This window comes from Ciceribacter thiooxidans (assembly GCF_014126615.1).
GTDB classification, from domain to species: Bacteria; Pseudomonadota; Alphaproteobacteria; order Rhizobiales; family Rhizobiaceae; genus Allorhizobium; species Allorhizobium thiooxidans.
In genome coordinates this window covers 83348-109015 of sequence record NZ_CP059897.1, presented here as the reverse complement: position 1 = coordinate 109015, position 25668 = coordinate 83348, and the positions used below count along the sequence as shown (strand labels likewise).

At 62.0% G+C, this 25668-nt stretch carries 23 protein-coding genes and 2 pseudogenes; 17 read left to right on the top strand and 8 right to left on the bottom strand.

Annotated elements, in window-relative coordinates; translation table 11 throughout:
• Positions 1 to 14 precede the first annotated feature (14 nt).
• From H4I97_RS18530 to H4I97_RS24605, 6 genes and pseudogenes are all read right to left on the bottom strand, one after another.
• Entirely contained in the window at positions 15 to 2087 is a 2073-nt protein-coding gene (locus tag H4I97_RS18530) for a copper-translocating P-type ATPase (protein ID WP_378144003.1), read from the bottom strand.
• Positions 2084 to 3022 (bottom strand): ribose-phosphate diphosphokinase, encoded by a 939-nt coding sequence (locus H4I97_RS18525; protein WP_182308345.1) that lies wholly within the window; start codon positions 3020 to 3022, stop codon positions 2084 to 2086. Before H4I97_RS18525 ends, H4I97_RS18530 begins: the two co-directional genes overlap by 4 nt.
• Entirely contained in the window at positions 3019 to 4527 is a 1509-nt protein-coding gene (locus H4I97_RS18520) for a thymidine phosphorylase family protein (protein WP_182308344.1), read from the bottom strand. The genes H4I97_RS18525 and H4I97_RS18520 overlap by 4 nt, the downstream gene beginning before the upstream one ends.
• Positions 4524 to 5905, bottom strand: a pseudogene (locus H4I97_RS18515) (MBL fold metallo-hydrolase). The gene H4I97_RS18520 and the pseudogene H4I97_RS18515 overlap by 4 nt, the downstream one beginning before the upstream one ends.
• Positions 5902 to 6267, bottom strand: coding sequence for a DUF5676 family membrane protein (locus tag H4I97_RS18510; protein WP_182308343.1), 366 nt, complete (start codon positions 6265 to 6267; stop codon positions 5902 to 5904). Before H4I97_RS18510 ends, H4I97_RS18515 begins: the two are co-directional and overlap by 4 nt.
• A gap of 72 nt (positions 6268 to 6339) precedes the next feature.
• Positions 6340 to 6897 carry an EF-hand domain-containing protein gene (locus tag H4I97_RS24605; RefSeq protein ID WP_244658864.1) on the bottom strand — a complete coding sequence of 186 codons (558 nt, stop codon included), beginning with the start codon at positions 6895 to 6897 and terminating at the stop codon, positions 6340 to 6342.
• 451 nt (positions 6898 to 7348) lie between these two features.
• Here H4I97_RS24605 and H4I97_RS18500 point away from each other — a divergent pair, with 451 nt between their 5' ends.
• From H4I97_RS18500 to H4I97_RS18480, 5 genes and pseudogenes are all read left to right on the top strand, one after another.
• Positions 7349 to 8113: a hypothetical protein gene (locus tag H4I97_RS18500; protein WP_182308342.1), complete on the top strand. Its 765-nt coding sequence runs from the start codon at positions 7349 to 7351 to the stop codon at positions 8111 to 8113.
• Positions 8114 to 9128: 1015 nt separating this feature from the next.
• Entirely contained in the window at positions 9129 to 10214 is a 1086-nt protein-coding gene (nirK, locus tag H4I97_RS18495; protein WP_244658863.1) for a copper-containing nitrite reductase, read from the top strand.
• A 577-nt stretch (positions 10215 to 10791) separates the two neighbouring features.
• A complete protein-coding gene (locus tag H4I97_RS18490) occupies positions 10792 to 11139 on the top strand; it encodes an ATP-binding protein (RefSeq protein ID WP_182308341.1) in 348 nt (115 codons plus the stop codon).
• Positions 11140 to 11346: 207 nt separating this feature from the next.
• Positions 11347 to 12252, top strand: a complete 906-nt coding sequence (locus H4I97_RS18485; RefSeq protein ID WP_182308340.1) for a tyrosine-type recombinase/integrase — start codon at positions 11347 to 11349, stop codon at positions 12250 to 12252.
• A gap of 1 nt (position 12253) precedes the next feature.
• A pseudogene (locus H4I97_RS18480) lies at positions 12254 to 13051 on the top strand (IS91 family transposase); the annotation flags it as partial.
• Positions 13052 to 13653: 602 nt separating this feature from the next.
• On the opposite strand, the gene H4I97_RS18475 reads toward H4I97_RS18480, so the two are convergent.
• Positions 13654 to 14583 (bottom strand): LysR substrate-binding domain-containing protein, encoded by a 930-nt coding sequence (locus H4I97_RS18475; protein WP_182308339.1) that lies wholly within the window; start codon positions 14581 to 14583, stop codon positions 13654 to 13656.
• A gap of 135 nt (positions 14584 to 14718) precedes the next feature.
• Here H4I97_RS18475 and H4I97_RS18470 point away from each other — a divergent pair, with 135 nt between their 5' ends.
• From H4I97_RS18470 to H4I97_RS24590, 10 genes are all read left to right on the top strand, one after another.
• Entirely contained in the window at positions 14719 to 15189 is a 471-nt protein-coding gene (locus H4I97_RS18470; RefSeq protein WP_182308338.1) for a TRAP transporter small permease, read from the top strand.
• Positions 15186 to 16484 carry a TRAP transporter large permease gene (locus tag H4I97_RS18465; protein ID WP_182308337.1) on the top strand — a complete coding sequence of 433 codons (1299 nt, stop codon included), beginning with the start codon at positions 15186 to 15188 and terminating at the stop codon, positions 16482 to 16484. The genes H4I97_RS18470 and H4I97_RS18465 overlap by 4 nt, the downstream gene beginning before the upstream one ends.
• A 76-nt stretch (positions 16485 to 16560) precedes the next feature.
• Entirely contained in the window at positions 16561 to 17550 is a 990-nt protein-coding gene (gene dctP / locus H4I97_RS18460) for a TRAP transporter substrate-binding protein DctP (protein WP_182308336.1), read from the top strand.
• A 73-nt stretch (positions 17551 to 17623) separates the two neighbouring features.
• On the top strand, positions 17624 to 18724 hold the full coding sequence (locus tag H4I97_RS18455; RefSeq protein ID WP_182308977.1) for an NAD(P)/FAD-dependent oxidoreductase: 1101 nt from the start codon (positions 17624 to 17626) through the stop codon (positions 18722 to 18724).
• A complete protein-coding gene (locus tag H4I97_RS18450) occupies positions 18699 to 19004 on the top strand; it encodes a (2Fe-2S)-binding protein (RefSeq protein ID WP_378143992.1) in 306 nt (101 codons plus the stop codon). Before H4I97_RS18455 ends, H4I97_RS18450 begins: the two co-directional genes overlap by 26 nt.
• Positions 18997 to 20406, top strand: coding sequence for an FAD/NAD(P)-dependent oxidoreductase (locus tag H4I97_RS18445; protein ID WP_182308335.1), 1410 nt, complete (start codon positions 18997 to 18999; stop codon positions 20404 to 20406). Before H4I97_RS18450 ends, H4I97_RS18445 begins: the two co-directional genes overlap by 8 nt.
• Positions 20403 to 20750 (top strand): RidA family protein, encoded by a 348-nt coding sequence (locus H4I97_RS18440; protein ID WP_182308334.1) that lies wholly within the window; start codon positions 20403 to 20405, stop codon positions 20748 to 20750. The genes H4I97_RS18445 and H4I97_RS18440 overlap by 4 nt, the downstream gene beginning before the upstream one ends.
• 146 nt (positions 20751 to 20896) lie before the next feature.
• Positions 20897 to 21040, top strand: a complete 144-nt coding sequence (locus H4I97_RS24600; protein ID WP_244658862.1) for a hypothetical protein — start codon at positions 20897 to 20899, stop codon at positions 21038 to 21040.
• Between the two features lie 47 nt (positions 21041 to 21087).
• Positions 21088 to 21417 carry an AAA family ATPase gene (locus H4I97_RS24595; RefSeq protein WP_244658861.1) on the top strand — a complete coding sequence of 110 codons (330 nt, stop codon included), beginning with the start codon at positions 21088 to 21090 and terminating at the stop codon, positions 21415 to 21417.
• Between the two features lie 63 nt (positions 21418 to 21480).
• Positions 21481 to 21678 carry a hypothetical protein gene (locus H4I97_RS24590; RefSeq protein WP_244658860.1) on the top strand — a complete coding sequence of 66 codons (198 nt, stop codon included), beginning with the start codon at positions 21481 to 21483 and terminating at the stop codon, positions 21676 to 21678.
• Between the two features lie 31 nt (positions 21679 to 21709).
• Here the strand turns inward: H4I97_RS24590 and H4I97_RS18430 are convergent, their stop codons facing one another.
• The gene (locus H4I97_RS18430; RefSeq protein ID WP_182308333.1) at positions 21710 to 22612 is read right to left on the bottom strand and encodes a LysR family transcriptional regulator; all 903 of its coding nucleotides are present in this window, start codon (positions 22610 to 22612) and stop codon (positions 21710 to 21712) included.
• Between the two features lie 97 nt (positions 22613 to 22709).
• Here H4I97_RS18430 and hglS point away from each other — a divergent pair, with 97 nt between their 5' ends.
• Positions 22710 to 24110: a 2-oxoadipate dioxygenase/decarboxylase HglS gene (hglS, locus tag H4I97_RS18425; RefSeq protein WP_378144440.1), complete on the top strand. Its 1401-nt coding sequence runs from the start codon at positions 22710 to 22712 to the stop codon at positions 24108 to 24110.
• A 25-nt stretch (positions 24111 to 24135) separates the two neighbouring features.
• Positions 24136 to 25665, top strand: coding sequence for an L-piperidine-6-carboxylate dehydrogenase (amaB, locus tag H4I97_RS18420; RefSeq protein WP_182308331.1), 1530 nt, complete (start codon positions 24136 to 24138; stop codon positions 25663 to 25665).
• The last annotated feature ends 3 nt before the right edge of the window (positions 25666 to 25668 follow it).

Genomic DNA, 25668 nt, shown 5'->3' with positions numbered 1-25668 from the left:
CTTGCCTCCGGCGTTCAGTTTTCAGTGAGGCCGAGCGCCGCGATGTCCTTGCGGCGGCGCTCTAGCAGGTTGGCGTTGATCGCGACGATGACGGTGCTGGCCGACATGAGGGCCGCCCCGACGGCAGGCGTCAGAACGATGCCCCAGGCGTAAGCGACGCCGGCGGCAAGCGGGATCGCGACGACGTTATAGCCAGCGCCGAGGACGAAGTTCTCTATCATCTTGCGGTAGGTGGCACGCGACAGTGCCAGGATAGCAGTAACGTCGCGCGGGTCGTTGCGCACGAGCACGATGTCGGCCGACTGCACCGCTACGTCGGTGCCGGCGCCGATGGCGATGCCGCAATCCGCCTGGACCAGTGCTGGCGCGTCATTGACGCCGTCGCCAACCATCGCCACGGATTTTCCGCGACCCTGCACCTCGCGCACCTTTTCCGCCTTCTGGTCGGGCAGGACCTCGGCGAAATAGTCATCCAGTCCGAGATCTGCGGCAACGCTCTTCGCCACCGCGCGGGCGTCCCCGGTCAGCATCATGCATTCGATGCCCATCTCCTTTAGCTTCCCGACTGCGTCGCGCGGCTCCTTGCGGACGATGTCGGCCAGCGCGATGGCGCCGACCAGCGCGTCGTCGACGAGGACATAGACAACAGTCTTGCCCTGCTCGTTGACGCGCTCGACATCGCTGCTCTCGACAGCGATGCCGCGGCGGCGGAGGTAGCCAGGGCTGACTATCTTTACGTCATGTCCGTCGACGATGGCCTCTGTGCCTTCGCCGGTCAGATTGCGGAAGTCCCGGACGGATCTGAGCCGGAGGCCCTTTTCCTCGGCTGAACGCGTGACGCCGCGGGCGATCGGATGCTCGGACTGGCTCTCGATCGCAGCGGCCCAGGCCAGAACGTCATCTGTCGATGTCTTCCCGAGAGGGATGACCTCCGAAACGCCGAACCGGCCTTCCGTCAGTGTCCCGGTCTTGTCGAAGATCACTGCGTCGAGGTTGCGCGCCCGTTCGAAGCTCGCCCGGTCCCGGATCAGAAGACCTGTCGTGGCGCTCAATCGGGTGCTCACCGCGACCACCAGTGGCACCGCCAGGCCAAGTGCGTGCGGGCAGGCGATGACAAGGACGGTGACCGCGCGTGCGATGGCGAATTCGAAGGGGGCGCCGAGGGACAGCCAGACGACAAGCGTGACTGTTCCGGTCGCGATCGCTGTGTAGGTCAGGATGTTTGCTCCGGTGTCGGCCAGGTTCTGACTGCGCGAGCGCGACTCCTGAGCACGCCGGACCATTTCGATGACCTGTGCGAGGTAGGTTTCGCTCCCGGTCGTGCGGATCTCAATCGTGATAGCGCCCTCGCCATTGACGGCGCCGCCGATCACTTCGTCGCCCTCGGTACGCTCGACAGGCTTGGATTCGCCGGTCAACATGGACTCGTCGAGGCTGGTCCGGCCCTTGATGATCACGCCGTCGGTCGGCACCTTGGCGCCCGGCCGGACCAGCACCCGATCACCGGCCATGAGTTCAGTGACCTGCACTTCCTCGGTGCTGCCATCTGGCCGGAGCCGGTCCGCCGTTGCGGGCATGAGCTTGACCAACGCTTCAAGCGCCGCCGATGCACCCATGACCGAGCGCATCTCGATCCAGTGACCGAGCAGCATCACGTCGATCAGCGTGGCGAGCTCCCAGAAGAACGGCTCGCCGGCAAGACCGAAAACCGTGGCGGTCGAGTAGAGGTAGGCTACGCCTATCGCCATTGAAATCAGTGTCATCATGCCGTTCTGGCGCTTCGTGATCTCCCCGACGAAGCCTCTCAGGAAGGGCCATCCGCCATGGAAGAAGACGATCGACGACAGCGCGAGCAAGACAAGACTGGATCCGGTGAAACGCAGAGTCTCGTCGAGCCCCAGGAGGTCCTGGATCATCGGCGACAGCAGCAGGATCGGGACCGTGAGGGCCAGCGATACCCAGAAGCGGCGCTTGAAGTCGGCGATCATTGCACCATGGTCGTGCCCGCCTGCCGTGTGTTCCGTATGATCCTGCATCATCGCCGCGTGGTCATGTTTGCCGCCCGCGCGGTGTTCGTGCCCTGTCATTTCCACAACGCTTCTTTCCCTGACAGATGTTGGAGGCTGCCTGTGCCCGTCGTGGCGGGATCAAGCTCCGCGATTGCACGGGCGATCACTCCCGCCGTACCGATGCCGTTCGTGGGGTGCGGAACCGTATCGGTGGTCACTATGCGCCGAGCTCCCGCGGCAGAGAGGTCCACGAAGGCGCTGCCTGCGAAAATCCCATGAATGATCAGGCAGAGTGGCTTGCCCGTCCCCGCCATAATCAGCCGCTCGACGGCTCGAACCATTGTGCGACCCGACGATGCGATATCATCGAGGATGACCGGCGTGCCGTGACCCAGGGCGGCGCTCTCGGGCACACTGACCTCCACCGCCCGGTCGCCCGTCCGGCGCTTCTTCAGCACTTCGTAGGGCCGGTCCGCCAGCCGCGCGACCTCGGCAACCCATTGTTGACTCTCGCTGTCCGGGCCAAGAAGCACCGCGTCAGGAACGTTGTCGCGAATCCATTTCGCCAGGAGCGGCGCTGTAGCGACACGTGTTGCAGGAATTTCAAAGGCTTCCCCGAGGTTTGAGATGCGATGGAGATGTGGATCTACCGTAACAAGCCAGTCGAAGCTCTCGCTCAGGAAGCCCGCAAACAGCAGGGCGCTGACGGACTGTCCCGGGTGGAACCGGCCGTCCTGCCGCATGTAGCCGAGATACGGCGCGATCAACCCGACGCGACGCGCGCCCATCTCCCGCGCCGTGGCGGCGGCGAAGCGGAGCGGAAGCGCTAGGCGGTCGGGGTCCCGCAGGGTCGCAACGATGGCGATACCCTCGCCCGAAAGCCCATCGGGCATCGTCACCAGGCTTTCGCCATCGGGAAAGTGATGCCAGTCCAGGGGGCGAGAAACGGTGCCGAGATGCGATGCGATCCCTGTCGCGAGCGACGTCATCTCCGGGAAGGGAACCAGAATCATCGCGGCCCCTCCGCGATCAGGAACACATCCGCATGGCGTTCGGCGTAGCTCCGCGCCCACGCAGCCTCCCCCGGGGAAGCTGCGTGGATCTCGTAGAGCGGTTGGCCCTTGCAAACGCGATCCCCGACCTGTGCCACCAACTGTACGCCAGCCACTTTCTGCCGCGGTGCGCCTGCAAGCTTGGCAATGCGCGCGATCACCCGGTTGTCGATCGAGGAGATCGTACCATCCGACTGCGCCGGAATCTCGACCCGATGCGGGGCACGTGCAGGTTCGGTGAAACCGCCCTGAGCTGAGCAGATCGCAAGAAATTTTGCCTCTGCGGAACCGCTGTCCAGCATTTCCACCGCCCTCGCATGTCCGGTTCCCGGCACACTGCCGGGCGCAAGATCAAGCAGCTTCCCGGCAAGATCCAGGGCCTTCTCGCGCAGATCGTTCGGCGCATCGGCCTCACGCCTGAGAACCGCGAGCACGTCCGATGCCTCGAGTGCCGGTCCTATACCGCGCCCGACCGGAGCAGAGCCGTCGCTCAGGTGCACCGCCAGCCGGAGGCCGATGGGAGCGCTAACCTGAAGGAAGCGCGCTACCAAGGCGTCGGCGGCCTCGGCAGAGCGGACTTTCGCGGTCGCACCGACTGGTATGTCGATCAGCACATGGGTGGAGCCGGCTGCGGCCTTCTTGGACAGGACGCTTGCCACCATCTGACCGGTCGAGTCAAAATTGAGCGGGCGTTCGATCTGAATGAAGTGGTCGTCAGCCGGGCTGAGGTTCAGAGCCCCGCCCCAGATCACGCATCCGCCTTCGGCCTCCACCACCCGGCGGAGCGCTCGTTCGTCGAGTGTCACGGGCGCCATGACCTCCATGGTATCTGCCGTTCCTGCAGGCGATGTAATGGCGCGGCTCGACGTCTTGGGGATCAACTCGCCAGCGGCCGCAACGATTGCAACGACCAGGGGCGTTGTCCGGTTGCCGGGTAGTCCCCCGACACAGTGCTTGTCGAGCACCGTCCGGCCGCCCCAGTCGAGCGTCTCGCCGGCCGCTTGCATCGCCCGCGTCAGCGCCACGGTCTCGGCATCAGCCAGCCGCTCGCCCGCACAAGCCGTAATGAAGGCGGCGAGTTCGAGATCGGTCAGCCGATGCTCGAGCGTGTCACCGATGATCGAAGCGAAATCCGCCTCGCTCAACCGTTCACCATAGGCTTTTGCCCGGATCCTCGACGTAGATAAGGCAGGCTCGGGATGGGAGAAGCGGGCGCGGTCCCCTGGCCGAGCCAGAAGTGCCGACCATGCGGAAACGGAGAGTGCCGCACTATCCGCCGTCAGCCATCCGGCCCGTCCCACGACGTTCAGCGTTGCGATGACCCACCGATCGCGTAGGTCGATGCGGACCCGTGTTTGAGCTGCGAAGCCCTCGGCACGGCAGATGTGGCAATCCTCGTGCATGTAGACGACTGGTTGGCGGTACGTATCGATGCCAGCGGGCAGAAGTGCGAGCGTGTCGGTCATATCGGTCTATCCAGATGCACTGTCTCGAGATGATCCGGGACGCGGACCGCTCGGACGAGTTCATGCGCCACACGTTGGCGCAGCGTATCCGCTGCAGTCGGCTCGCCGTGAGTCAGGTAGGTGACGCGCGGTGCGGGACCGGCTGCCATCCACCGCAGAATCTCGTCGGCATCCGCGTGGCCGGAGAAGCTTTGGAGCTGGACGACCTCGGCTTCGATGGGGAAGTCGCGACCGAACATCCGCAGCCTCCGAGCGCCGTCGACCAACGCGGCGCCTCGCGTCCCTCCGGCCTGGAACCCGGAAAGAAGGATGGTGTTCCGCCGATCGCCCCCGAAACTCGCCAAGTGATGCAGGATGCGCCCCCCGTGAGCATTCCACTGGCCGAGACGATGATCATCGGTCCCTTTTGCCTGTTGAGTTCCTTCGACGCGTCGACCGAGGTCACGCGCGTTGAGATGCGGAACATGGCCACGCAGTCCTCGCGAGAGACGTGGTGTTCGTTGTGATAGCGGTGATAGATCTCGGTCGCGTCGATCGCCATCGGGCTGTTGAGATACACGGGAACCGTGGGGATCTCGCCCCGCGCCATGAGCCGGGCGACATGATACATCAGCCCCTGCGCACGGCCGACCGCGAAGGCGGGGATGAGGACTGTCCCGCCTCGCGCGAAGGTGCGCTTGAGCACCGGCGCGAGTTCCGCCTCGGGGTCGATGTCCGGATGGCGCCGGTTGCCGTAGGTCGACTCGCAGACCAGCAGGTCTGCACCTTCGAATGGCGCGGGCGGTCTCATCAACGGATCTGGATCGTGGCCGAGATCGCCGCTGAAATGGACGGTCGTGCCGCCAATCTCGAGTCTGATCTGCGCCGCGCCGAGCAGGTGGCCGGCGGGAATGAAAGTCGCGGCGATGCTGTCGCCGAGATCAATCCGTCGCCGAAATTCCATAGGCTCAAAACGCTCTAACGCCTTCTCCGCATCCTCCAGCGTGTAGAGTGGGGTCGGGCTTCGATGCTTGGAGAATCCCTTTTGGGTGGCAAAGCGCGCTTCTTCCTCCTGCAAATGGCCGCTGTCGGGCAGGATGAGACCGCAAAGCTCTGCCGTGGCTTGAGTGCAAAGGACGCGTCCTTCATAGCCGGCGCGGATCAGAGCCGGAAGATACCCGGAGTGGTCGAGATGAGCGTGAGTCAGCAGCACCGTGTCAATACCTGCGGGGCTCGTCGGGAATGGCTTGCGGTTGCGGTCGCGCAGCGTCTTGAATCCCTGGAAGAGTCCGCAGTCGATCAGAATGCGCCGCGGGCCCGCCTCAATGAGGTAGCGTGATCCCGTGACGGTGCCGGCGGCCCCCAGGAAGCGGAGGATGGGACGAGCAAGCGAAGTCATGCCGGCCTCCTCCGCGCGACGAGCGCGTTGTAGATGCCGCCGAACACCAGTGCGACATACCAACCGTAAAGAAAGCTCTCCGCCAGGCCGACCGCGAAGCCTGCCGGGGTGAGCCACCTGAAACCGGGTAGCAGCCCTTCCCAGGTCTCGTACATCGCATAGCCGGGCAGCAGGAGATCGAATGCGACGCAGACCAAATAGGTGATCGATAAAAAGAGGCTCAAGGCCCAGCCGAAATCGAGGATCGGAAGGCCTGTACGACTCGCGACCCCTGAATGTCCCATCACGCGGCTGCCGCAGGAAAACCGCAGGGCGAAGAACAGGAGTGCGGCGATCCCCGCAAAATAGAGAATTGGCATCATGGTTTGGTCTCCTTTCCTTGGGAACCCGACCCGGCACAACGTGCGCGGGTCGGGACGCATTCTTGGGCTGGGTCAGTTGCCGGACGGCATCTGGCCCCCCATCGTTCCCGGCGATCCGGGCATACCGCGACGCATCTCCATCCGCCGTGCCGGCGCCCCCATCTCGGTCTCGGTGATCCGGCCGTCGCCATCAGCATCGACATGCTGGAACCGATCGACCGTCATCTCACGGATCATGGCCGTGTGCAGGGCCTCGAACTCGGCCAGAGTGAGACTGCCGTCGTTATCGGCGTCGAACTCTGAGAGCCGGCCAAGCATCATTGCCCGCACAGCCTCGGGTTTCGGCGAGCCCACCACACCGGCTCCCATCATGTCCGCTCCCATCATCATGCGCATCATGTCGTCGTCCATCATCGCCGTACCGCTGCCTGGGCCAGAGCCCATCATCTGGCCGTGCATCTGCATCATCATGCGCATCATGTTCTGCATCATGTCGCCCTGACCGTCAGATGACATGTTATCGTTCATCAGCGGGCCGTTTCCATGGCCGTGATCGCTTCCGGCGGTTGCGTATCCCGCACCGGCAAACGACAGCATGAGCACGGCTGCGAAGGTAGTGATCGTCTTCATTCTGGATTCCTTCAATCTGTTTGATCTGGCGCGGTGGGTGGACAAGCAGCGCAACCCGACGCGTGCCGTTCAGAGTTCTCACCGTAGCTTCCGCAGGCGGTGCTCAATCCGTATTTCACGGTCTTGCCGACCTCTCGACCAGTCGAGCGCGAATGGTGACTGGAGGCCGCATGCCCTGAAGCCGCGGACGTTCTCGTCGTTACCGAGCAATAGACCTCGTGAAGACGACAGGTTCGTGTGCGGATAGGCTCTAGGCTTGCCGGGGCGGGCGCAGGAGGCCGAAGGTTGGCGATGGCGGTACGGCGCGCCCGACTATCGGGAAATACATGCGACCAACGTCGGGGATCGGCAGGCTTGTCGTTGCGGATGGAAGAGCCGCAACACAGGAGGGGCCGCTGCCGCAGTGCGTTGCCGGAGGCGCGTGCGGCACGGTTGCATGATTGGAACCGTCATGACCAAGATCGGCAAGGATGCGGGTCTGAGCCGGCGTCTCGTCCGAGTACGCGCCGTGAGTGTGGATAGGAGGGGCGAACCAGACGGCAAGCACTATGGCGATTGGCGCAAGAGCGCTGATCGCAGCATAGAACAGGCCAAGGGGATTCCGCCCAAACACACTGAACTCCACTTTTCTTCACCGGACATCATAGTTAGGCTTCTCTGCAGACTGCACTTTGATGCAGATCAACTAGTCCGCCATTTGCACGATGATGAACTTTCTGAGATTGCCATGACTCAGCCGAGAGAACAAACAGTTTCCGTCGAGGTTGATCTCCTATTCCTGTCCTTCCTCGGTCATTTCACATGGGAGAATCTTCAAGCGCCACTCTTCTCCAGCCTTGAATCCACTACGCATTTCGCGGGAATTCTTATCTGTCTACGCGCCACGCTCGGCGATATCGGGATTGCACTTGGAGCCTTCTGGTGTACCGCATGGCTCGGAGGTGGCAGGTATTGGGTGGCGCGACCGACCTTCGGAGCCACGTCCCTCTTCATCGGCATCGGTCTGGCCGTGACCATCGGCGTCGAGTTTGTCAGCACGGATGTTCTGAACCGATGGTCCTACGGACCGGCGATGCCTCGCGTGCCGATCGTCGGCACGGGCTTAGGACCGCTGATGCAGTGGCTGGTCGTTCCAATGTTTGTATTATGGTATCTGAAGAGGCTTGCGAATACAGATCAGCGGGCGATGAGGGAAAAGCCGAAGCGGTTTCTGTAACCGAGTGAAGGCTACCTGCACGCCTTCGCCTTCTTGAACACCAAAGAGCAGTCGGCTGACAATCTTCGGGATCGCTCATTTCTGACCTCATCCCTTAGGTCCGGAGAGACTGAATGGTGCTCGGAGGGGCTCGCGTTGCGAACGAGCCATGAGACCGCAGGATCGTTCGGCATCAATCCGCTTCGCGCTTTGCACTCACGTGGCCGGCCGGCATATTCCGGCGAGCGTACCGGTTGCGCGTTTCGGGGAGGCTATCGGCGGAGATCCCAGACGAACGACAGGGACTGTGTTCGGCCTCAGTCTTGAGACTGGACTGCGGCCAATTGAGCAGCGATGCACGAGAAAGCGGATGGGGAGAGCGCTGCGGTGCGATGCCGCGCCCAGCGCGGGCAATATCCCACCGTGGCAAGTCGGCGCGACGTGGGATCCTTCTCCTGCACAGCCGATGCGCAGTCGGTGCCGGTGCCGATCTCCGATGAGTTTGCGCTCAGACAAAGACAAGCCGGAAACCGCGGTGTCATTGACGGACTAACGAACCAAGAGAGTCGGACTTGCGGCAGCAACTCATATTTGCAATCGAACGTCTGGGCCGAACGGTTCTGACGTTGGCAATGATGGTGGCTTTGGCCGTACCACCAGTCGGCCTGGTGTCGATGTCGGGGAAGGCAAGTGACAACGCCTCGTTGGTGCACGCGCCTGCGTGCGGCGATTCCCTTGCCCGCGAGAGCTGTCATCATTCGAGCAAAGTATCCGTTTGCGGCGTGATGATTAATTGTGCGGGGGCGAGGTGCTTCGAAACGGCTATCGCGTCCGGCCCTCAAGTCTGTTTGCGGCCGATCAGGGACCTGTTCGCGCCCTCACTATCGGACCGCATTATCGTTGCACAGACTGGAGCTCCGCCGTTTCGACCTCCCAGAATCTGATCTCCGTCAGAATATCTCTTTTTTGACAACAGAGCGCGGCCTGCCGGCCTGACCGGCTGTTGGCTGCAACGAGACCAGTAGGGAAAAATACCATGATTACCAAATTTCTGTCTGCCTTTACGCTCGTCGGCGTTATGGGCCTGAGTGGCGCGCCTGCCTATGCAGATGGTGGCGCCGGCTCGTCGGTCCCGGGCCAAGCCGAGGGGATGCACAACATGCATCCCGCTATCCGGGGTACCGATGAGGCTCCACTCGATGTCGTCCGCGATCCGTCAGACTTGCCGGCGTCTCCGACATCCACCGGGCCCGGGCCGATCCAGGTGGATTTGCAGTCCGTCGAGGTGAATGGGCGGCTCGCCGATGGTGCCGTCTATCACTACTGGACGTTCGACCAGAAGGTTCCCGGTCCACTTGTCCGCGCGCGCGCGGGCCAGACGATCAACGTGAACCTTACCAACGTACCCGATGCCATGATGAACCATAGTGTGGACCTCCACGCCGTGAACGGTCCCGGCGGCGGAGGCGTCTTCACCCAAGCCAAGCCTGGCGAAACCAAGGGATTTACCTTTAAGGCACTCAGCCCGGGACTCTACGTCTATCATTGCGCCACCCCACCGGTCGCCGAGCACGTTGCGAGTGGCATGTACGGACTCATACTTGTTGAACCCGAAGGCGGGCTACCCAAGGTCGACCGCGAATTCTACGTGATGCAAGGTGAGATGTACACCAAAGAGTCCTTCGGCTCTAAAGGGGAGCTGAGTTTCAGCCGTGACCGCCTCCTGGCGGAAGCGCCGGAGTATTTTGTATTCAACGGTGCCGTAGGAGCCCTCTCGGTGGACCAACATTCCTTGAAGGCCAAGGTGGGCGAGACCATCCGCATCTATTTCGGAAATGCAGGGCCTAACAAGACGTCGTCCTTCCATGTGATCGGTGAAGTGTTCGACAAGGTCTACAACCTTGGCTCATTGAGCAGCCCGCCGATTACAGACGTGCAGACGGTATCGGTGCCGTCCGGCGGAGCGGTTGCTGTCGAGCTCCGGCTCAATACGCCGGGGGACTACCTCATCGTTGACCACGCGCTTGCACGCCTCCAGCGTGGGCTCGTCGGCACGCTCAAGGTCGATGGTTCCGCCGATCCAAGCATCTTCAGCGACCGCGCTCCGGCGGGTACCCGATAAACGCTTCAAGAACGGCATCAGCCTAACCCGCGTTAATTCCCACAGGGGGGAAGCCTGCAACACAATACGGGTGCGCCAGCCGGCGCACCCGACGATCAGGTTATTAGACGAGGCTTGATGTAGCTGCCGCAGCACACGACCTGCCGTCGATGCTCAGCACATGGGTCGGGCAGCTTGTCGAAGAAGGCAGCGGCCTAGGACTTAGTCTGCATGTGCACGAGCTCAAAGACCTGCATGGGACGCTCGACCGGAGCAGCAATCGGTTGGCGCTCAGGCTCATCGCGGCCGGTCTCTTCGTATCCGGCGCGTTGCTGATGAAGGCCACCGGTCCATATATCTTCGGTGACATCCCGGTATTCGCGGCATTAGCCTTTGCTCTCGGCTTTGGTCCACGCTTCGCCTCCTGCGGGCGATCGCCCGCTCCGGCAAGTCATGATCCAAACGCTCGCGCTCGGCAACGAACTCGATATTCATGCCGTCCTTCAATTTCTCGTGCAGGGCCGGTGTCCGCCCGAGGTGCACGACGCGCAGCGCCCGCGCGATTCTTCAGGGTCGAAAGTACGGTCTGGGGTGTCTTTTGATCACGCAGCGCACGGCTAACGTGACCAAAACCATCCTCAACCAGTGCAACACGATATTCGCGATGCGTACTTTCGATGATACGGGCAAAGACTTCCTGTCCAACTACATCGGTAGCGATTATGCCGGCGTACTACCAAGCCTTGAAGCTCGTCACGCCGTCATTTTCGGCAAGGCGTCATCGTGCGAAAATCCTGTGCTGGTCCGCCTTAACGACCGGAATGCGTTCCTGGCCACGTTTAGGGCAGATCATCCAGTTCCGCCACTGCCCGCGCCTCTGGCGGCCCAGATCGCTGTTGAGCAGCAGGCCGGTCCAGATGAACTGGACGACGAAATCCCGTTCTGAGCGGCGCATTTTGGTCTGTTTCAACGCAAACCCATGTCTGCTTTCATGGGTTCGCTCCTTCGAAGCCGATGGTCCCCCAACGGCCCCAAGCACGAACCCGCTTCGCGGGAAGGAGTGCGCGGCGAGGTTGGTGTGATTATCTGAGGTTCTAGGCAGGCTGTTGGTGTTGCCTGACCATGACGTTCCCTTCAACGAGAGGAACGTTCAATGGCCAGTTTTCAACACGATGCCCCGACCACCGCGCTTCGCCAGCGCATGCAGGAAGACATGCTGATGCGAGGTTTGGGATCCCACACGCGGCAGGACTACATCCGTCACGTCCGACGCTTCGCTACGTTTATTGGGCGTGCCCCCGACATCGCGACGGTCGAGGACATACGACGTTTCCAGTTGCATCAGCATGAGAACGGTGTCGGCGCTGCGACGATCAACAGTACGGTTTCGGCACTCCGTTTTCTGTTCACGGTGACACTGAGGCGGCGGGATCTGGCGCGAGCGCTGGTGATCACGCGCAATCCACGCAAGCTACCGGATGTGCTGAGTATTGAGGAAGCCGCCCGCTTGCTCGAGGCAGCACCTGGCATCAAATATAAGGCGGCGCTCGGCGTGGCCTATGGTGCGGGCTTGCGCGTCTCCGAGGTCGCCCATCTCAAGGTCGATGACATCGACTCCAAACGCATGCTGATCCGGGTTGAACAAGGCAAGGGACGCAAGGATCGCAATGCCATGCTTTCTCCGCAGCTCCTCGAACTGCTGCGGCTGTGGTGGCGCGAAGGCAAGCGACGCGGAGTGATGCTGCCTCATGGCTGGCTTTTCCTGGGACGTAGCCGCACCGATCCGATCTCGTCGCGGCAACTGCATCGTGCGGTTCAGGAAGCTGCAGATGTCGCCGGCATCCACAAGCGCGTCAGCCCCCATACCTTGCGGCACAGCTTTGCCACCCATCTTCTGGAGGACGGCACTGACATCCGTGTCATTCAGGTTCTGCTCGGACACAGCAAGCTGGAGACGACCGCTCTCTATGCGAAGGTCTCCACCCGAACCATTCACGCGGTCGCGGGACCTCTTGATCGGCTGATGGCGCTGATGGAAGGCAAGTCGCCAGACGGCTGAGCTGTTGCGCACCTCAATCGAGGTCGCCGATATCCTCCGTTCTGCCGGGCCGAACTATCGTAAAGTCCATACGGGACATCTCAGCTTGAGCCAGCTCAAGGTTATGTCGGCGGTCGAGCACTGCCGCACAGCAGCACTGGGCGGACATGTCGAGGCCTGCGAGGATTGTGGAGAGTGGCGCATCGCCTACAATTCCTGCCGCAACCGGCACTGCCCGAAGTGCCAGGGCGCCGCTGCACGCACATGGCTTGCCGAACGGGAGGCCGATCTCCTGCCTGTCGGATACTTCCACGTCGTCTTCACATTGCCAGCAGAGGTCGCCGCCATTGCCTTCCACAACAAGGCGCTGGTTTACGATCTGCTCTTTAAGGCCGCATCCGAGACGATGCTGACAATCGCCGCCGATCCGAAGCATCTCGGCGCGCGCATCGGCATCACTGCCGTCCTGCACACATGGGGATCGGCCATGACACATCATCCCCATGTTCACATGATCGTGCCAGGCGGAGGTATAGCCCTCGATGGATCACACTGGATATCGTCACGTCGGGCATTCCTCCTGCCGGTTCGTGTGCTCGGCAAGCTCTTCCGACGCTTGTTCCTGACACGGCTGCTCCAATTCCACGATGCCGGGCGGCTCGCCTTCTTCGGTTCGGCTGCGCCTCTGGCTGATCGCCGGGCATTTGTAAGATACCTGTCGCCAGTCCGCAGGAAGCGCTGGATCGTCTATGCCAAGCCGCCCTTTGCGGGGCCGGAAGCAGTGCTTGCCTATCTGTCGCGCTACACGCACCGGGTCGCCAAGATCGCTTATTGAGCGCCGCACCAAGTCGGCCGGCGAGATGTCGAAGGCAGGTTGCCATCGTCACCTTCTCGATCATCCGTAGCCGCCTTGCCTAAAAGAACACGCAGAGGTTCTTGCTGAGCTTTCATGATGGGGTGCAGGATTTCGACGCTATCGGGCTGCCGCTGGTAGCCACATTCCCGGCAGACCATTGGAGACTTGTGAATCCTGGCAAGTTCATTGCAGTAAATCCCGAAAAGCATGCGACGCAACGAGCCGGTCTGGCGTTGCTCCTTGCATGAACGACACGAGGAGAGGGTAGATCGTGACGAGGGAAGGGCCCATATGACACCTTCGCACTACAGATCGAGACAATATGAAGAACGAAGGTTACAGTTCTTCTACGCCTCCGGGCTCGGCTGTATTCCCGGCTACCTTGTAACCGGGAACGATCCTGCATCCGTCACCGAACACCACACCGTCGCGGAGCTTAGCTGCCGGAGGGGTCAGATCTGACAGTCGAAAGGGTACTACTCGGCAGGGAGTTATGACCGAACGCCGAGGGGTCAGCGTGGTTGGGTGCCGGAATGAAATCCTGCCGGGCTTGAGGGTGTAATCCCTCACTCTCCTTCCCCGCTGCCCGTCTCCAGCAGCTTAGCGATCTCGCCGCGCAGCGTGGTGACGAACTGCCCGGCCAGCATTGAGGGCGGCCGGTTGGCGGGAACCATCACGGCCATAGAAAGGGTAAGTCGCGGTTCGAACGGCCGGAAGGCGACGCCGCCCTGCGCTCCGAAACTCCGTTCGTGGCTGGTGGCCGAGAGGCGCTCGCAGATCGTGTAGCACAGCCCTTCGGAGACAAGCTGCAGGGCGGGCATGAACGTCCTGAGTTCGAAGCGGCGGTTGAGCCTTACGCCACTTGCCGCAAACGCTTTCCGGGTCTGCATGCTGATGATGTGTTCGTCGAACAGCATGGCCAGCGGCTTGCCGTCGAGGTCTTGCGGCGTGATCGTCCGCTTCTTTGCCAGTGGATCGCCCTTCGGCAGCGCGCAAAGGCAGGGAAAGTCAAAGGTCTCCGCGCGGATCGTCTGGCGTGGCTCGGGCGTTTCGCCGAAGCCCACGTCATATTGCTGCGAGGCGATCCAGTCAGTGACGACGGGCGAGGACCGCATCATCAGTGAGGCCTCGATTTGCGGCTTGTCCTTCAAAAAGACGGCGAGAACCTTCGGCATGAAAAAGCTGGAAGCGGCCGGATTGCACGCGATCTTGAGCTTGCCGCGGTCCAGGTTGCCGATGTCCTGCAGCGTCCTCGCCGACCGGGTCAGGCGTTCCTGCAGAAATTCGGCTTCTTCCAGGAAGTAATAGGCTTCCGGTTTGGCGATCAGGCGCTTGCGTTCGCGCTCGAACAGTGGAAAGCCGATTTCCCGTTCCAGCCCGGCGATCATGGCGCTGATGGCGGGCTGCGTCCGGCCAAGCGTGCGGCCGGCTTCGGATACCGATCCGGTGCGCATCACCTCCACAAAGGTCTGCAATTGGCGGAAGGACAAGTTCATGAATGGCTCATAAAGTCACTCTATGAAAATAGCAATATTTTCGATTTGTCTTTATGTCACAGCCGCTTCAGACTTCAAAAAAATCACATAACGCACGGTCCTTGCGAGAGGATCGTAATGTCTTGGGGAACAGCTTTGGAACGCTTCGTGCAGTGCTTGCTGACGGCATTGATTTGCTGTGTGGCAATCGGACAATTCGTGCAGGTAATAACCCGCTACGTTGTTCAGGCCCCGGTCATGGGCCTTGAGGAAACAGTCATGTTTCCGACGCTCTGGCTCTATATCCTGGGAGCCGTCAGCGCGTCGCGGGACAATACGCATATCCGCGCAAACGTCCTGGAAATCTTTCTGAAAACACCGCTCCAGCACACGGTCCTCGCCATTATAGGCGAAATCGTCAGCCTGGTCGTCGGCTTTTGGCTGCTCTACTGGGCTTGGGATTATACCCGCTATGCGTGGCGCGTATGGCGCGAAAGCCCGACGCTTTATATCCCCACCTTCTATGCTGATGTGGCGTTGTTCACCGGTCTTGCTCTGATGATCGTCTACACATTTTCGCACCTCTCCCGCCATGTCCGTTCTCTGGCAACGGGAGAAGCAAGATGATCGAGATCGCTTTTCTAGCCATGGGCGTCCTGGTCGCGACGCTGACCCTCGGTGTACCTCTACCGTGGTGCTTCGGCGCCGCGCTGATGGTGATGTATTTCATCGGCGGCGTGACCATGAAGGGCATGATGATCTGGGGCTTCCAGCAGCTCGGCAACCCCGTCCTGCTCGCCATCCCTCTATTCGTGCTGGCCGGCACGATCATGTCGGAAAGCGGCATCGCCGCCTCGCTGCTGCGCTTCGTCAACGCCTTTATCGGCCATGTGCGTGGCGGGCTTGGCGTGGTCGCAGCGGTTACCTGTGCGGTCATCGGTGCGATCTCCGGCTCGGGCCTCACGGGTGTGTCGGCGATCGGCCCGTTGCTCATTCCGGAAATGGAAAAGCGCGGTTATCCGCGGGAATACGCCACCGCCCTGATTGCCAATTCATCAATCCTCGGCCTGCTCATTCCGCCGTCGGCCACCATGATCCTGTTCGGCTGGGTCACGGACACCTCGATCGCCGCCTGTTTTCTGGCAACGCTGGGGCCGGGCCTGCTGATCATGGTCAATTTCTGCATCGTGAACCTGTGGATGTCGCGCAAGTTCAACCTGGTGCTCGACGAGAAGCCTGCCTTTTCCGAGTTCGCCGGTGAGATCACCAGGCGCGGCATCAACGCCTTCCCGGCACTGCTCATGCCGGTCATGATCCTTGGCGGCATCTATGGTGGTATCATGACGCCGACGGAATCGGCCGCGGTCGCCGTAATCTACGCCATCCCGGTCGGCTTCCTGATCTACAAGGGACTGCGCTTCAGCAACTTCTTCAGTGCCGGCAAGGAAGCGGCAACCGCCGTCGGCGCCATCATGCTGATGATCCTCTTCTCGATGATCCTCGGCCGGATGTTCATCTACGAAGGTATCCCGCAGCAGCTCGTCAGCGTCATCTTCGGCATCACAGAGAACAAGATCCTGCTGCTGATCCTGATCAACGTCCTGTTGTTCCTGGTCGGCATGGTGGTCAACGACGCCACGTCGATCCTGCTGGTCGCGCCGCTGCTCATGCCACTGATGCAGGCGATGGATGTCAGCCCGGTGCAGTTCGCTGCGATTATGGGGGTCAACACGGCCATGGGAGGCGTCACTCCGCCCTATGCCTCGATCCTCTATCTCGGAGCACGCATCGGCAAGGTGAAGGTCACCAAGGTCATCCCGCCGGCCATGGCTTTGATCGTACTCGGCTACGTGCCGGTGGTCTTCCTGACCTCCTTCTGGCCGGATCTTTCGCTCTATCTGCCGAGACTGTTTGGTTACTAAACCACTCCGTCCGATCCCGAAGGAGCAACCAAAAACAAAAACGGAAGCAATCATTATGTCTGGAAAGGGGAACACAATGACGAAATTCTTAAGTTCGGCCGCACTTGCAGCATTCCTGGGGACTACCGGCCTCGCCCAGGCGGTGGAGTTCAAGATGAGCCATGTCCGTCCGCAGGGCGCGACGATCGACCTGGAGCTGAAGGCCTTCTCCGATACGGTCAAGGAAGCGACAGGTGGCGATGTCGACATCAGGATTTTCGCTGCCTCCGCGCTTGGCGACTACACAGTGGTTCAGGAAAGCATTTCCGTCGGTGCCGTCGAAATGGCAACTCAGCCAGCCGCCACAGGAACGGACCGCCAGATGCAGATCGCCTCTTTCCCGTATCTCGCCTCCAACTGGAAGGAGGCCCGCAAGGTCTACGGTCCGGAGGGGGTTCTGCACGAGACGATGGCCGAACTGTATCAGAAGCAGGACATCACCATGCTAGCCGCCTATCCGGTCTATTTCGGCGGAATCTCGCTCAACCGCGAGCCGATGACATCGCGATCGACCGATCCGAACGGCATCAAGGTCCGCGTGCCGGGCATCAAGAGCTTCCAGCTCACCGGCGAGGCGCTCGGCTATATCCCGGCCCCGATCCCGTTCTCGGATGCCTATACGGCGATCCAGACCGGCGTAGTCGATGGTGTGATCGGTTCCGGCGCGGAAGGCTACTATGCTTCGTTCCGCGATGTGACCAAGACCTACATCCCCGCCAACACCCATTTCGAGGTTTGGTATATGATCATCTCCAACGAGGCGCTGAACGGTCTCGATGCGGAGGACCAGGCCGCGTTGAAGAAAGCCGCCGTGGACTTCGAGACGCAGCGCTGGGTCGTCGCCGAAGAGGACCAGGGCAAGTGGGAAAAGCGTCTCGCCGATGAACTGGGCACGACGCTCGTGACGCTGACCAACGCCGAGCTTGCAGCCATGGCGGCCAAGGTTCGCACTGATGTGTGGCCGCAGATCCTCGGCGATATCGGTCAGGAATGGGGCCAGTCCATCTTGGACAAGGCTCTGAATTAAGAGACCTCCCCGGCGCCGGGCGGTGCAGTCATGCCGCCTGGTGCAACCTCAAAAAAGACCTGAGAGTATGAACATGGAAGCGGACTACGCCATCATTGGTGGGGGCGTCGTAGGGCTGTCTGTTGCCTGGGGCCTCTTGAAGCGCGGCCTCAAGGTGGCGGTCATCGATGGTGGTGACGGCAGCTTTCGCGCTAGCCGTGGCAATTTCGGACTGGTCTGGGTGCAGTCCAAGGGCATCAACCAACCGGAATATGCGCGCTGGTCGCAGCGGTCGGTGGCCGAGTGGCAAGCGTTCGCGCAAGAGCTCGAGGAGAGCAGCGGATACAACCTCGCCCTCGAGCAGAGGGGCGGATACGACTTCCACTTCTCCAACGAGACGTTGGCGGCGACGGTCGAGAAATATTTGAGGCTGAAGGCAAAGCTGGACGGCAACTATCCGTTCGAGGTTCTGTGCCACAACGAATTGCGCAAGGAAGAACCTGAAATCGGGCCGCAGGTCGTGGGCGCGATCCTGCATCATCAGGATGGCCACGCCAATCCGCTGAAGCTGCTGAAGGCCTTGGCCGGCGACGTCCGCCGCCTCGGCGGGCACATCCTCAACGGCATGACCGTGTGTTCGGTCAGCCTCAACGGGCAGTTCAGCATCGCCTGCGAGGACGGCACAGTCATTGAAGCCGGCAAGACGGTTCTTGCCGCGGGTCTCGGCGCGGCCGTGCTCGGCCCGAAAATGGGCTTCAAGGCACCTGTCCGCCCGCAGCGCGGACAGGTGCTGATTACCGAGAAACTGCCGCGCTTCATGAACCGACCGTCGCTCATCGCCCGCCAGGTCGACGAGGGCGGCGTTCAGATCGGCGCGACCAACGAAGAGGTCGGATATGATGATCAGGTCACGGTTGAAGGCCTTGCTGGCCTCGCCAAAACCGCCCTTGCCGCCTACCCCGTTCTTGGCAAGGCGCAGCTCGTCCGCAGTTGGGCGGCGCTGCGCATCCTCTCGCCCGACGGATACCCGATCTACCAGCAAAGCCCGGTGATGCCCGGTGCATATCTGGTGACCTGCCACAGCGGCATAACACTTGCGGCCGCCCATGCGCGCTTCCTTCCCGAATGGCTGGAAGGAACCTCGAAAGCGCCCGATCTGGAGGTGTTCGGTGAAGACCGGTTTGCACATGCTTGAACATTTGATCGATGTCCGCAGGGTTCGCGTTCAGTTCGCGGGCTTGGAACTGGAGCTGCGGGAAGGCGAAAACCTTGCCGCCGAGCTGCTGGCCGCCGGCATCGCGCCTTTCCGCAAGACCCCGGTCTCCGGTGCTCCACGCAATCCCTATTGCATGATGGGGACCTGTTTCGACTGTCTGGTGGAGATCGGCGGGGTGACCCGCCAGGCCTGCATGAGTGAGGTCAGCGAGGGCATGATCATCTCGCGGCCGGCCGCGGGGGAGGCTGATCATGCCTGACTTCGATCTCGCAATTGTCGGTGCCGGTCCCGCCGGCATGGCGGCGGCCCGCGTCGCGGCGGATGCGGGCCTGTCCGTCACCCTGCTCGACGAACAGCCACGCGCCGGCGGCCAGATCTACCGCGACGTGGAGCGTGCGGCGGAGGTGCGCGGCACCATTCTCGGGCCCGATTTCACGAAAGGTGTGGCCCTCGCCCGCGGCCTGCATCACCCGAATATCACGCATATCTCAGGCGCGACCGTCTGGCAGATCGAGGACAGGACCCGCGTCGCCTTCACGGCTGACGGCAAGGCTTCTCTCACGACGGGCAAACGCCTGCTGATCGCAACTGGAGCCCTGGAACGACCTATGCCGGTGCCGGGCTGGACGCTGCCCGGGGTGATGACGGTCGGTGCCGCGCAAATTCTTCTCAAACAGTCCGGAATGGTGTTCGAGGACGCCGTTCTCTGCGGTACCGGACCGCTCCTCTATCTGGTGACAGCCCAGATGTGCCGCGCCGGCATTCCTCCCCGGGCGCTGGTGGAAACCCAGTCCATGGCGGATGTCTTCTCCTCCGCCCGTTATGGGCTGGGGGCCATGAGGGGCTGGCGCATGCTCGCCAAGGGTCTCGGGCTTCTCGCCGAAATCCGTAAGGCGGGCGTCAAACGCTACACGGGCGTTTCCGCGATCGCGATCGAGGGGCGCGACCGGGCCGAGGCAGTCCGCTTCGTTTCGGGCGGGCGGGAACACCGCCTCGCCAGCGGCACGGTGCTGCTGCATCACGGCGTCGTTCCCAACACCCAGACCGCCCGGTCCATGGGGTTGCCGCACGCGTGGCACGAACAGCAGCGCGCCTTCGTGCCGGAAAAGGACTGTTGGGGGCGCACGCCCGTCCGCGAAGTCTTCATCGCCGGGGATGGCGCGGGCATTGGCGGCGCTGACGCGGCCGTGACCGCAGGCCGGATCTCAGCGCTCGCCATCGCCTGCGATCTCGGTGCGCTTTCCGAAGCCGAACGCGACCGGCACGCGCGCAATCTCCACCGCAAACTGCGGGGTGAAATGGCGGCGCGGCCGTTCATCGACCGAGCCTATCCGCCCTATGCCGAGGCGCTGTCTCCGGCGGATGGGACCATCGTCTGCCGCTGCGAGGAAGTCACCGCCGGCGATATCAGGCGCTACGCCCGCCTTGGCTGCCTCGGCCCCAACCAGGCGAAGGCTTTCGGACGGGCCGGAATGGGCCCCTGCCAAGGGCGCTATTGCGGACTGACCGTGACCGAGCTGCTCTCCGGAGAGAACGGGCAGACGCCCGACGAGACGGGCTATTTCCGCATCCGGCCGCCAATCAAGCCGGTGACCCTTCAGGAGTTGGCGAGCCTTGCCCGCAAGCACAGCAACAACGATGACAAGGAAGCTGCCGAGTGATTGAACGCATGGACACCGCCGCACGCATGAGCAAGATCGTCAAGCACAATGGCACCGTCTATCTGTGCGGCCAAGTGGGAGAGGGCGAGCCCGTTGCCGACCAGACCCGTGAGTGCCTGTCGCGCATCGATGCGCTGCTTGAAAAAGCCAGTTCGTCACGCGAGCACATCCTGCAGGCGATCGTCTGGCTGGCCGATATCAATGATTTCGCCGGGATGAATTCCGTCTGGGATACTTGGGTGCCTCAAGGCCACGCCCCCGCACGCGCTTGCGGTGAAACGAAACTCGCCCGGCCGGACCTCAAGGTCGAGATCATTATCACAGCGGCCGTCAAGGACGCGTGAGGGGTTGGATTTCGACTGCCCACAAACGCCGGCTCAGATCCGCTCCACATTCAAGTGACGGTAAATCGAACCTCCGATTTGAGATTTACGGCACGATTGTTTCACGATCTCAACTGGAATCGGCCCTTCGCAAGGCGCTGTCGCGTGTGCTTGCCGTTGCCCTGATCGGCGCGCGGCAGGTTGGTGAGTCGACGCTTGCCTGCAAGCTGGCGAAGGATATCGATACCAGGCTTTATCTCGATCTGGAACGGACGGCGTACCGCCGTAAGCCTGAGGATGCGGAAGCCTAGCTGCAGGCCCAGTCTGGCACCTCACCATCCTTGACGCGGTTCAATACGTGCCGGAGATCTTCATCGAACTCCACGGCGTCGTCGACGACCGGCGCGCCAAAGGCGAGCGCAGCGCGGAATTCCTGTTGCTTGGGTCCGCCTCCCTCGATCTGATCCAGAAAGCCTCGGAAACGCTCGCCGGGCGCATCATCTATCTCGAAATGCCGCCAATCATGGTCGAGGAAGGGCTGGACGCCGGGACGATGCTGGTGAACGCCCAAGGAAGCACCCTCAACGGCGCCCGGCTGGCGCAGGAGATCGGCGTGTCGGCGCAGATGATCAACCGCTATGTCGACTTCTTGGTCGACCTCATGTTGGTCCGCCGCCTGCTGCCCTAGAGCGGCAATTTCGGCAAGCGCCTTGTCAGTTCGCCGAAGATCTATGGGCGCGACAGCGGGTTGGTGGATGCGCTTCTCCAAATCGGAACGCTCGACCAGATCTTGGGGCGCCCGGTCGTTGGATCGAACTGGGAAGGATTTGTCATCGAAACGCTGATCGGCGCTAAACACCTAAGAGAAACGCTTCGATCGTTTCGGTTGAGTCCACCCAACGGCATATCTAACAATTTGAAATTGCTGCCTAAGACAAATAGCAAGTGACACGCCCTGGGGGTCGTATCCCATCAGGCCCTTAGGCTGATGCTGCTACCTCTTGCAGAAGCCACGCCTCGAAATCTCGTGCCGCCGCCTGGGTTCTTTTGTTCTCCGGCCGGACGACGAAATAGGCGTTTTCCGTTTGCATGGGCAGGTTGGCCAGCGGCTTGAGAGCACCGGATTGAAGTTCGCTTTCGATGAGATAGGTCGGCAGGAGGGCGAAACCCAGACCTGCGGCGGCAGCTGAAATCAGCATGGAGAACTGGTCGAAGCGCGGCCCCTGATAGGCTTGCGGGAGGCTGACACCGTGATGCTGCGACCAGTCCGACCAGAGCTTGGGCCGGGTGGTCAGATGCAGGAGCGGGATGTCGTCGAAGGAACCCTCAGAACCCTGCGCGATGCTCGCCGAAAGGGCCGGACTTGCGACCGGCAGAACCGTCTCGTGGCAGAGGAAAGTCGACGATGCATTGGCCCAGGTCGGTTGTCCAAAATGAATCGCGAGGTCGAAATTCTCCTCTGCGAAGCTGAACTGGGTCGAGCGTGACTCGATCGAAATTGCCACCGTCGGATGGCGGACGAGGAAGCGACCAAGCCGGGGGACCAGCCACTTTCCGCCAAATGTGGGCAGCGTCGCAATCCGCAAGGATGTCGCCATCTGCCCTGTCGCCACCGCGCCGATCATCAGCCGCTCTGCCTGCGCGAGCAATTGCCTGACCTCCGGAAGCAGCCTCTCGCCTGCGTCCGACAGGATGACGCGCTGACGGACCCGTTCGAAGAGTCTCAGGCCCGTCTGCTGTTCAAGATCGGCGATCTGCCGGCTGATGGCGCTCTGGGTCAGGTGCAGCTCTTCGGCCGCCCGCGAGAAATTCTGATGCCGCGCCGCGCATTCGAAGGCTTGCAGGTTGATGAAGTCGGGAGTCAGGCTTCGACGTATGGTCATTCCATTTTCGCATCAATTTAGCCGAAATCGTCACAACCCAGCCGTTGCCTATCGGATATGGTGCCATTTCAGAATGATCTCGCATATTTCAGAGGAAATGGCCATCATGAGCCTGAAGGTTTCTCCAGATGATATCCGCGCTCGCTTTTCGAGCGCCATGTCGGCGATGTACCGCGACGAGGTTCCCGCTTACGGAACGCTGATGGAGCTGGTCGCCCGCGTCAACGACGAGACGCTTGCGGCCGAATCCGGTCTCAAGGCCCGGTTCGAGGCAACTGACACGCTGGAGCGGATTTCCGAGGAGCGCCACGGCGCGATCCGTCTTGGTACAGCGCAGGAGCTGGCCACGATGCGCCGCATCTTCGCGGTGATGGGCATGTATCCGGTCGGCTATTACGATCTCTCCACCGCCGGCGTACCTGTCCATTCCACGGCCTTCCGCCCGGTCGGCGAAGAGGCGCTGAAGCGCAATCCCTTCCGCGTCTTCACCTCGCTGCTGCGGCTCGATCTCATTGCCGACGAAGCTTTGCGCGCGGAAGCAGCGGCCATTCTCGCCGCGCGACAGATCTTCACGCCCAAGGCGCTCGAACTGACGGAGAAGGCCGAAAAGAACGGCGGGCTGGACGAGAACGATTCCGCCCGTTTCGTGGCCGAAGTGCTGGAAACCTTCCGCTGGCACGACAAGGCCAATGTCGCGCTCTCCATGTATCACCGCCTGCATGATGCGCACCGGCTGATCGCCGATGTCGTGTCGTTCAAGGGCCCGCATATCAACCACCTGACGCCGCGCACGCTGGATATCGACAAGGTGCAGGCTCGCATGCCCGATTACGGCATTGCGCCGAAGGCCGTCGTCGAAGGTCCGCCGACCCGCAAATGCCCGATCCTGCTGCGCCAGACCTCGTTCAAGGCGCTGGAAGAGCCCGTCTCCTTCCACGATGGCAACGGCGGCTGGCAGGCAGGCACACATACTGCGCGCTTCGGTGAAATCGAGCAGCGCGGCGTGGCGCTGACGCCGAAGGGCCGTGCGCTTTACGACAAGCTGCTGGACGACACCCGCAAGATCGTTCGCCCGGCTGCCGATGGCTCCAATGCCAATGCCTACGAGGCCGCGCTTGCCGAGGTCTTCAAGGCGTTTCCGGATAACTGGGCAGATATCCGCGCAGCCGGTCTTGGCTATTTCAGCTACTCGTTGACGGAAAAAGGCAGACAAGGCGTCGCCTTTTTCGATGATCCGGAACAGCTGATCGCCGAAGGCTATATCTGCTTCGATCCCATTGTTTACGAAGATTTCCTGCCGGTCAGTGCTGCGGGCATCTTCCAGTCAAACCTCGGTGACGGCGCGCAGCAGGAGTTTGCCGCGTCTCCGAACCAGAAGCGTTTCGAAGCCGATCTCGGCGCCTCTGTCCTCAATGAATTCGACCATTATGCCGGCATCGAAAAGGCCTCGCTGGAGAGCTGCCTTGCAGCGCTCACCCAGCGGCCCGCCGCCGAATAAATCCTCTTTCCCGGAGCAGAAGACGATGAATATCGCCGTAAAGACCACCGTCGCCGCTGAGGCAACCGCCATTCTCGAACGCCTTGGCGTGGACAAGGCCGCCTATACGGGCGGCGACATGAAGGCCTTCTCGCCCATCACCGGCGAGCAGACCGGCAGCCTGAAGACCGTTTCGGCGGAAGAAGCCTCTGCCGCCATCGAACGCGCCGACGCGGCCTTCCGCGTCTGGCGTCTCGTGCCTGCACCGAAGCGCGGCGAGCTGGTGCGCCTCTTCGGCGAAGAACTACGCGCCGCCAAGGCCGATCTCGGCCGCCTCGTGTCCATCGAGGCCGGCAAGATCCCGTCGGAGGGTCTCGGCGAAGTGCAGGAAATGATCGACATCTGCGATTTCGCCGTCGGTCTCTCGCGCCAGCTCTACGGCCTCACCATCGCCACCGAGCGCCCCGGCCATCGCATGATGGAAACCTGGCATCCGCTCGGCGTCATCGGCATTATTTCGGCCTTCAACTTCCCCGTCGCCGTCTGGGCCTGGAATGCCGCACTCGCACTCGTCTGCGGCAACAGCGTCGTGTGGAAGCCTTCGGAAAAGACGCCGCTGACGGCGCTGGCCGCACAGGCCGTTCTCGACCGCGCCCTGAAGCGCTTCGGCGATGCGCCGGAAGGCCTCTCCCAGCTGCTGATCGGCGACCGCGCCATCGGCGAGGTTCTGGTGGACCATCCCAAGGTGCCGCTCGTCTCGGCCACCGGCTCCACCCGCATGGGCCGCGATGTCGGTCCGCGTCTGGCCAGGCGCTTTGCCCGCGCCATCCTGGAACTCGGCGGCAACAATGGCGGCATCGTCTGCCCCTCCGCCGATCTCGACATGGCGCTGCGCGCCATCGCCTTCGGCGCGATGGGCACGGCGGGTCAGCGCTGCACGACGCTGCGCCGCCTGTTCGTCCATGACAGCATTTACGACCAGCTCGTTCCGCGCCTGAAGAAGGCCTATGCCAGCGTTTCCGTCGGCAATCCGCTGGAGGGCTCGGCACTCGTCGGCCCGTTGATCGACAAGCTGGCTTTTGACGCCATGCAGAAGGCTCTCTCGGAAGCCAAGGCCCATGGCGGCGCCGTCCATGGCGGCGAGCGGGTGGAGACCGGCAGCGCGGATGCCTATTACGTGAAGCCGGCGCTGGTGGAAATGCCTGCGCACACCGGTCCGGTTCTCGAAGAAACCTTCGCACCGATCCTCTACGTGCTGAAATACAGCGACTTCGATGCCGTCCTCGCCGATCACAACGCGGTGGGTGCTGGTCTGTCCTCGTCGATTTTCACGCTCGACATGCGAGAAGCCGAGCGGTTCCTGGCAGCAGACGGTTCCGATTGCGGCATCGCCAATGTCAATATCGGCACGTCCGGCGCTGAAATCGGCGGCGCCTTTGGCGGCGAGAAGGAAACCGGCGGCGGCCGCGAGAGCGGCTCGGATGCATGGAGAGCCTATATGCGCCGCGCCACCAACACCATCAACTATTCGAAATCCCTGCCGCTGGCGCAGGGCGTTTCCTTCGACATCGACTGAGGC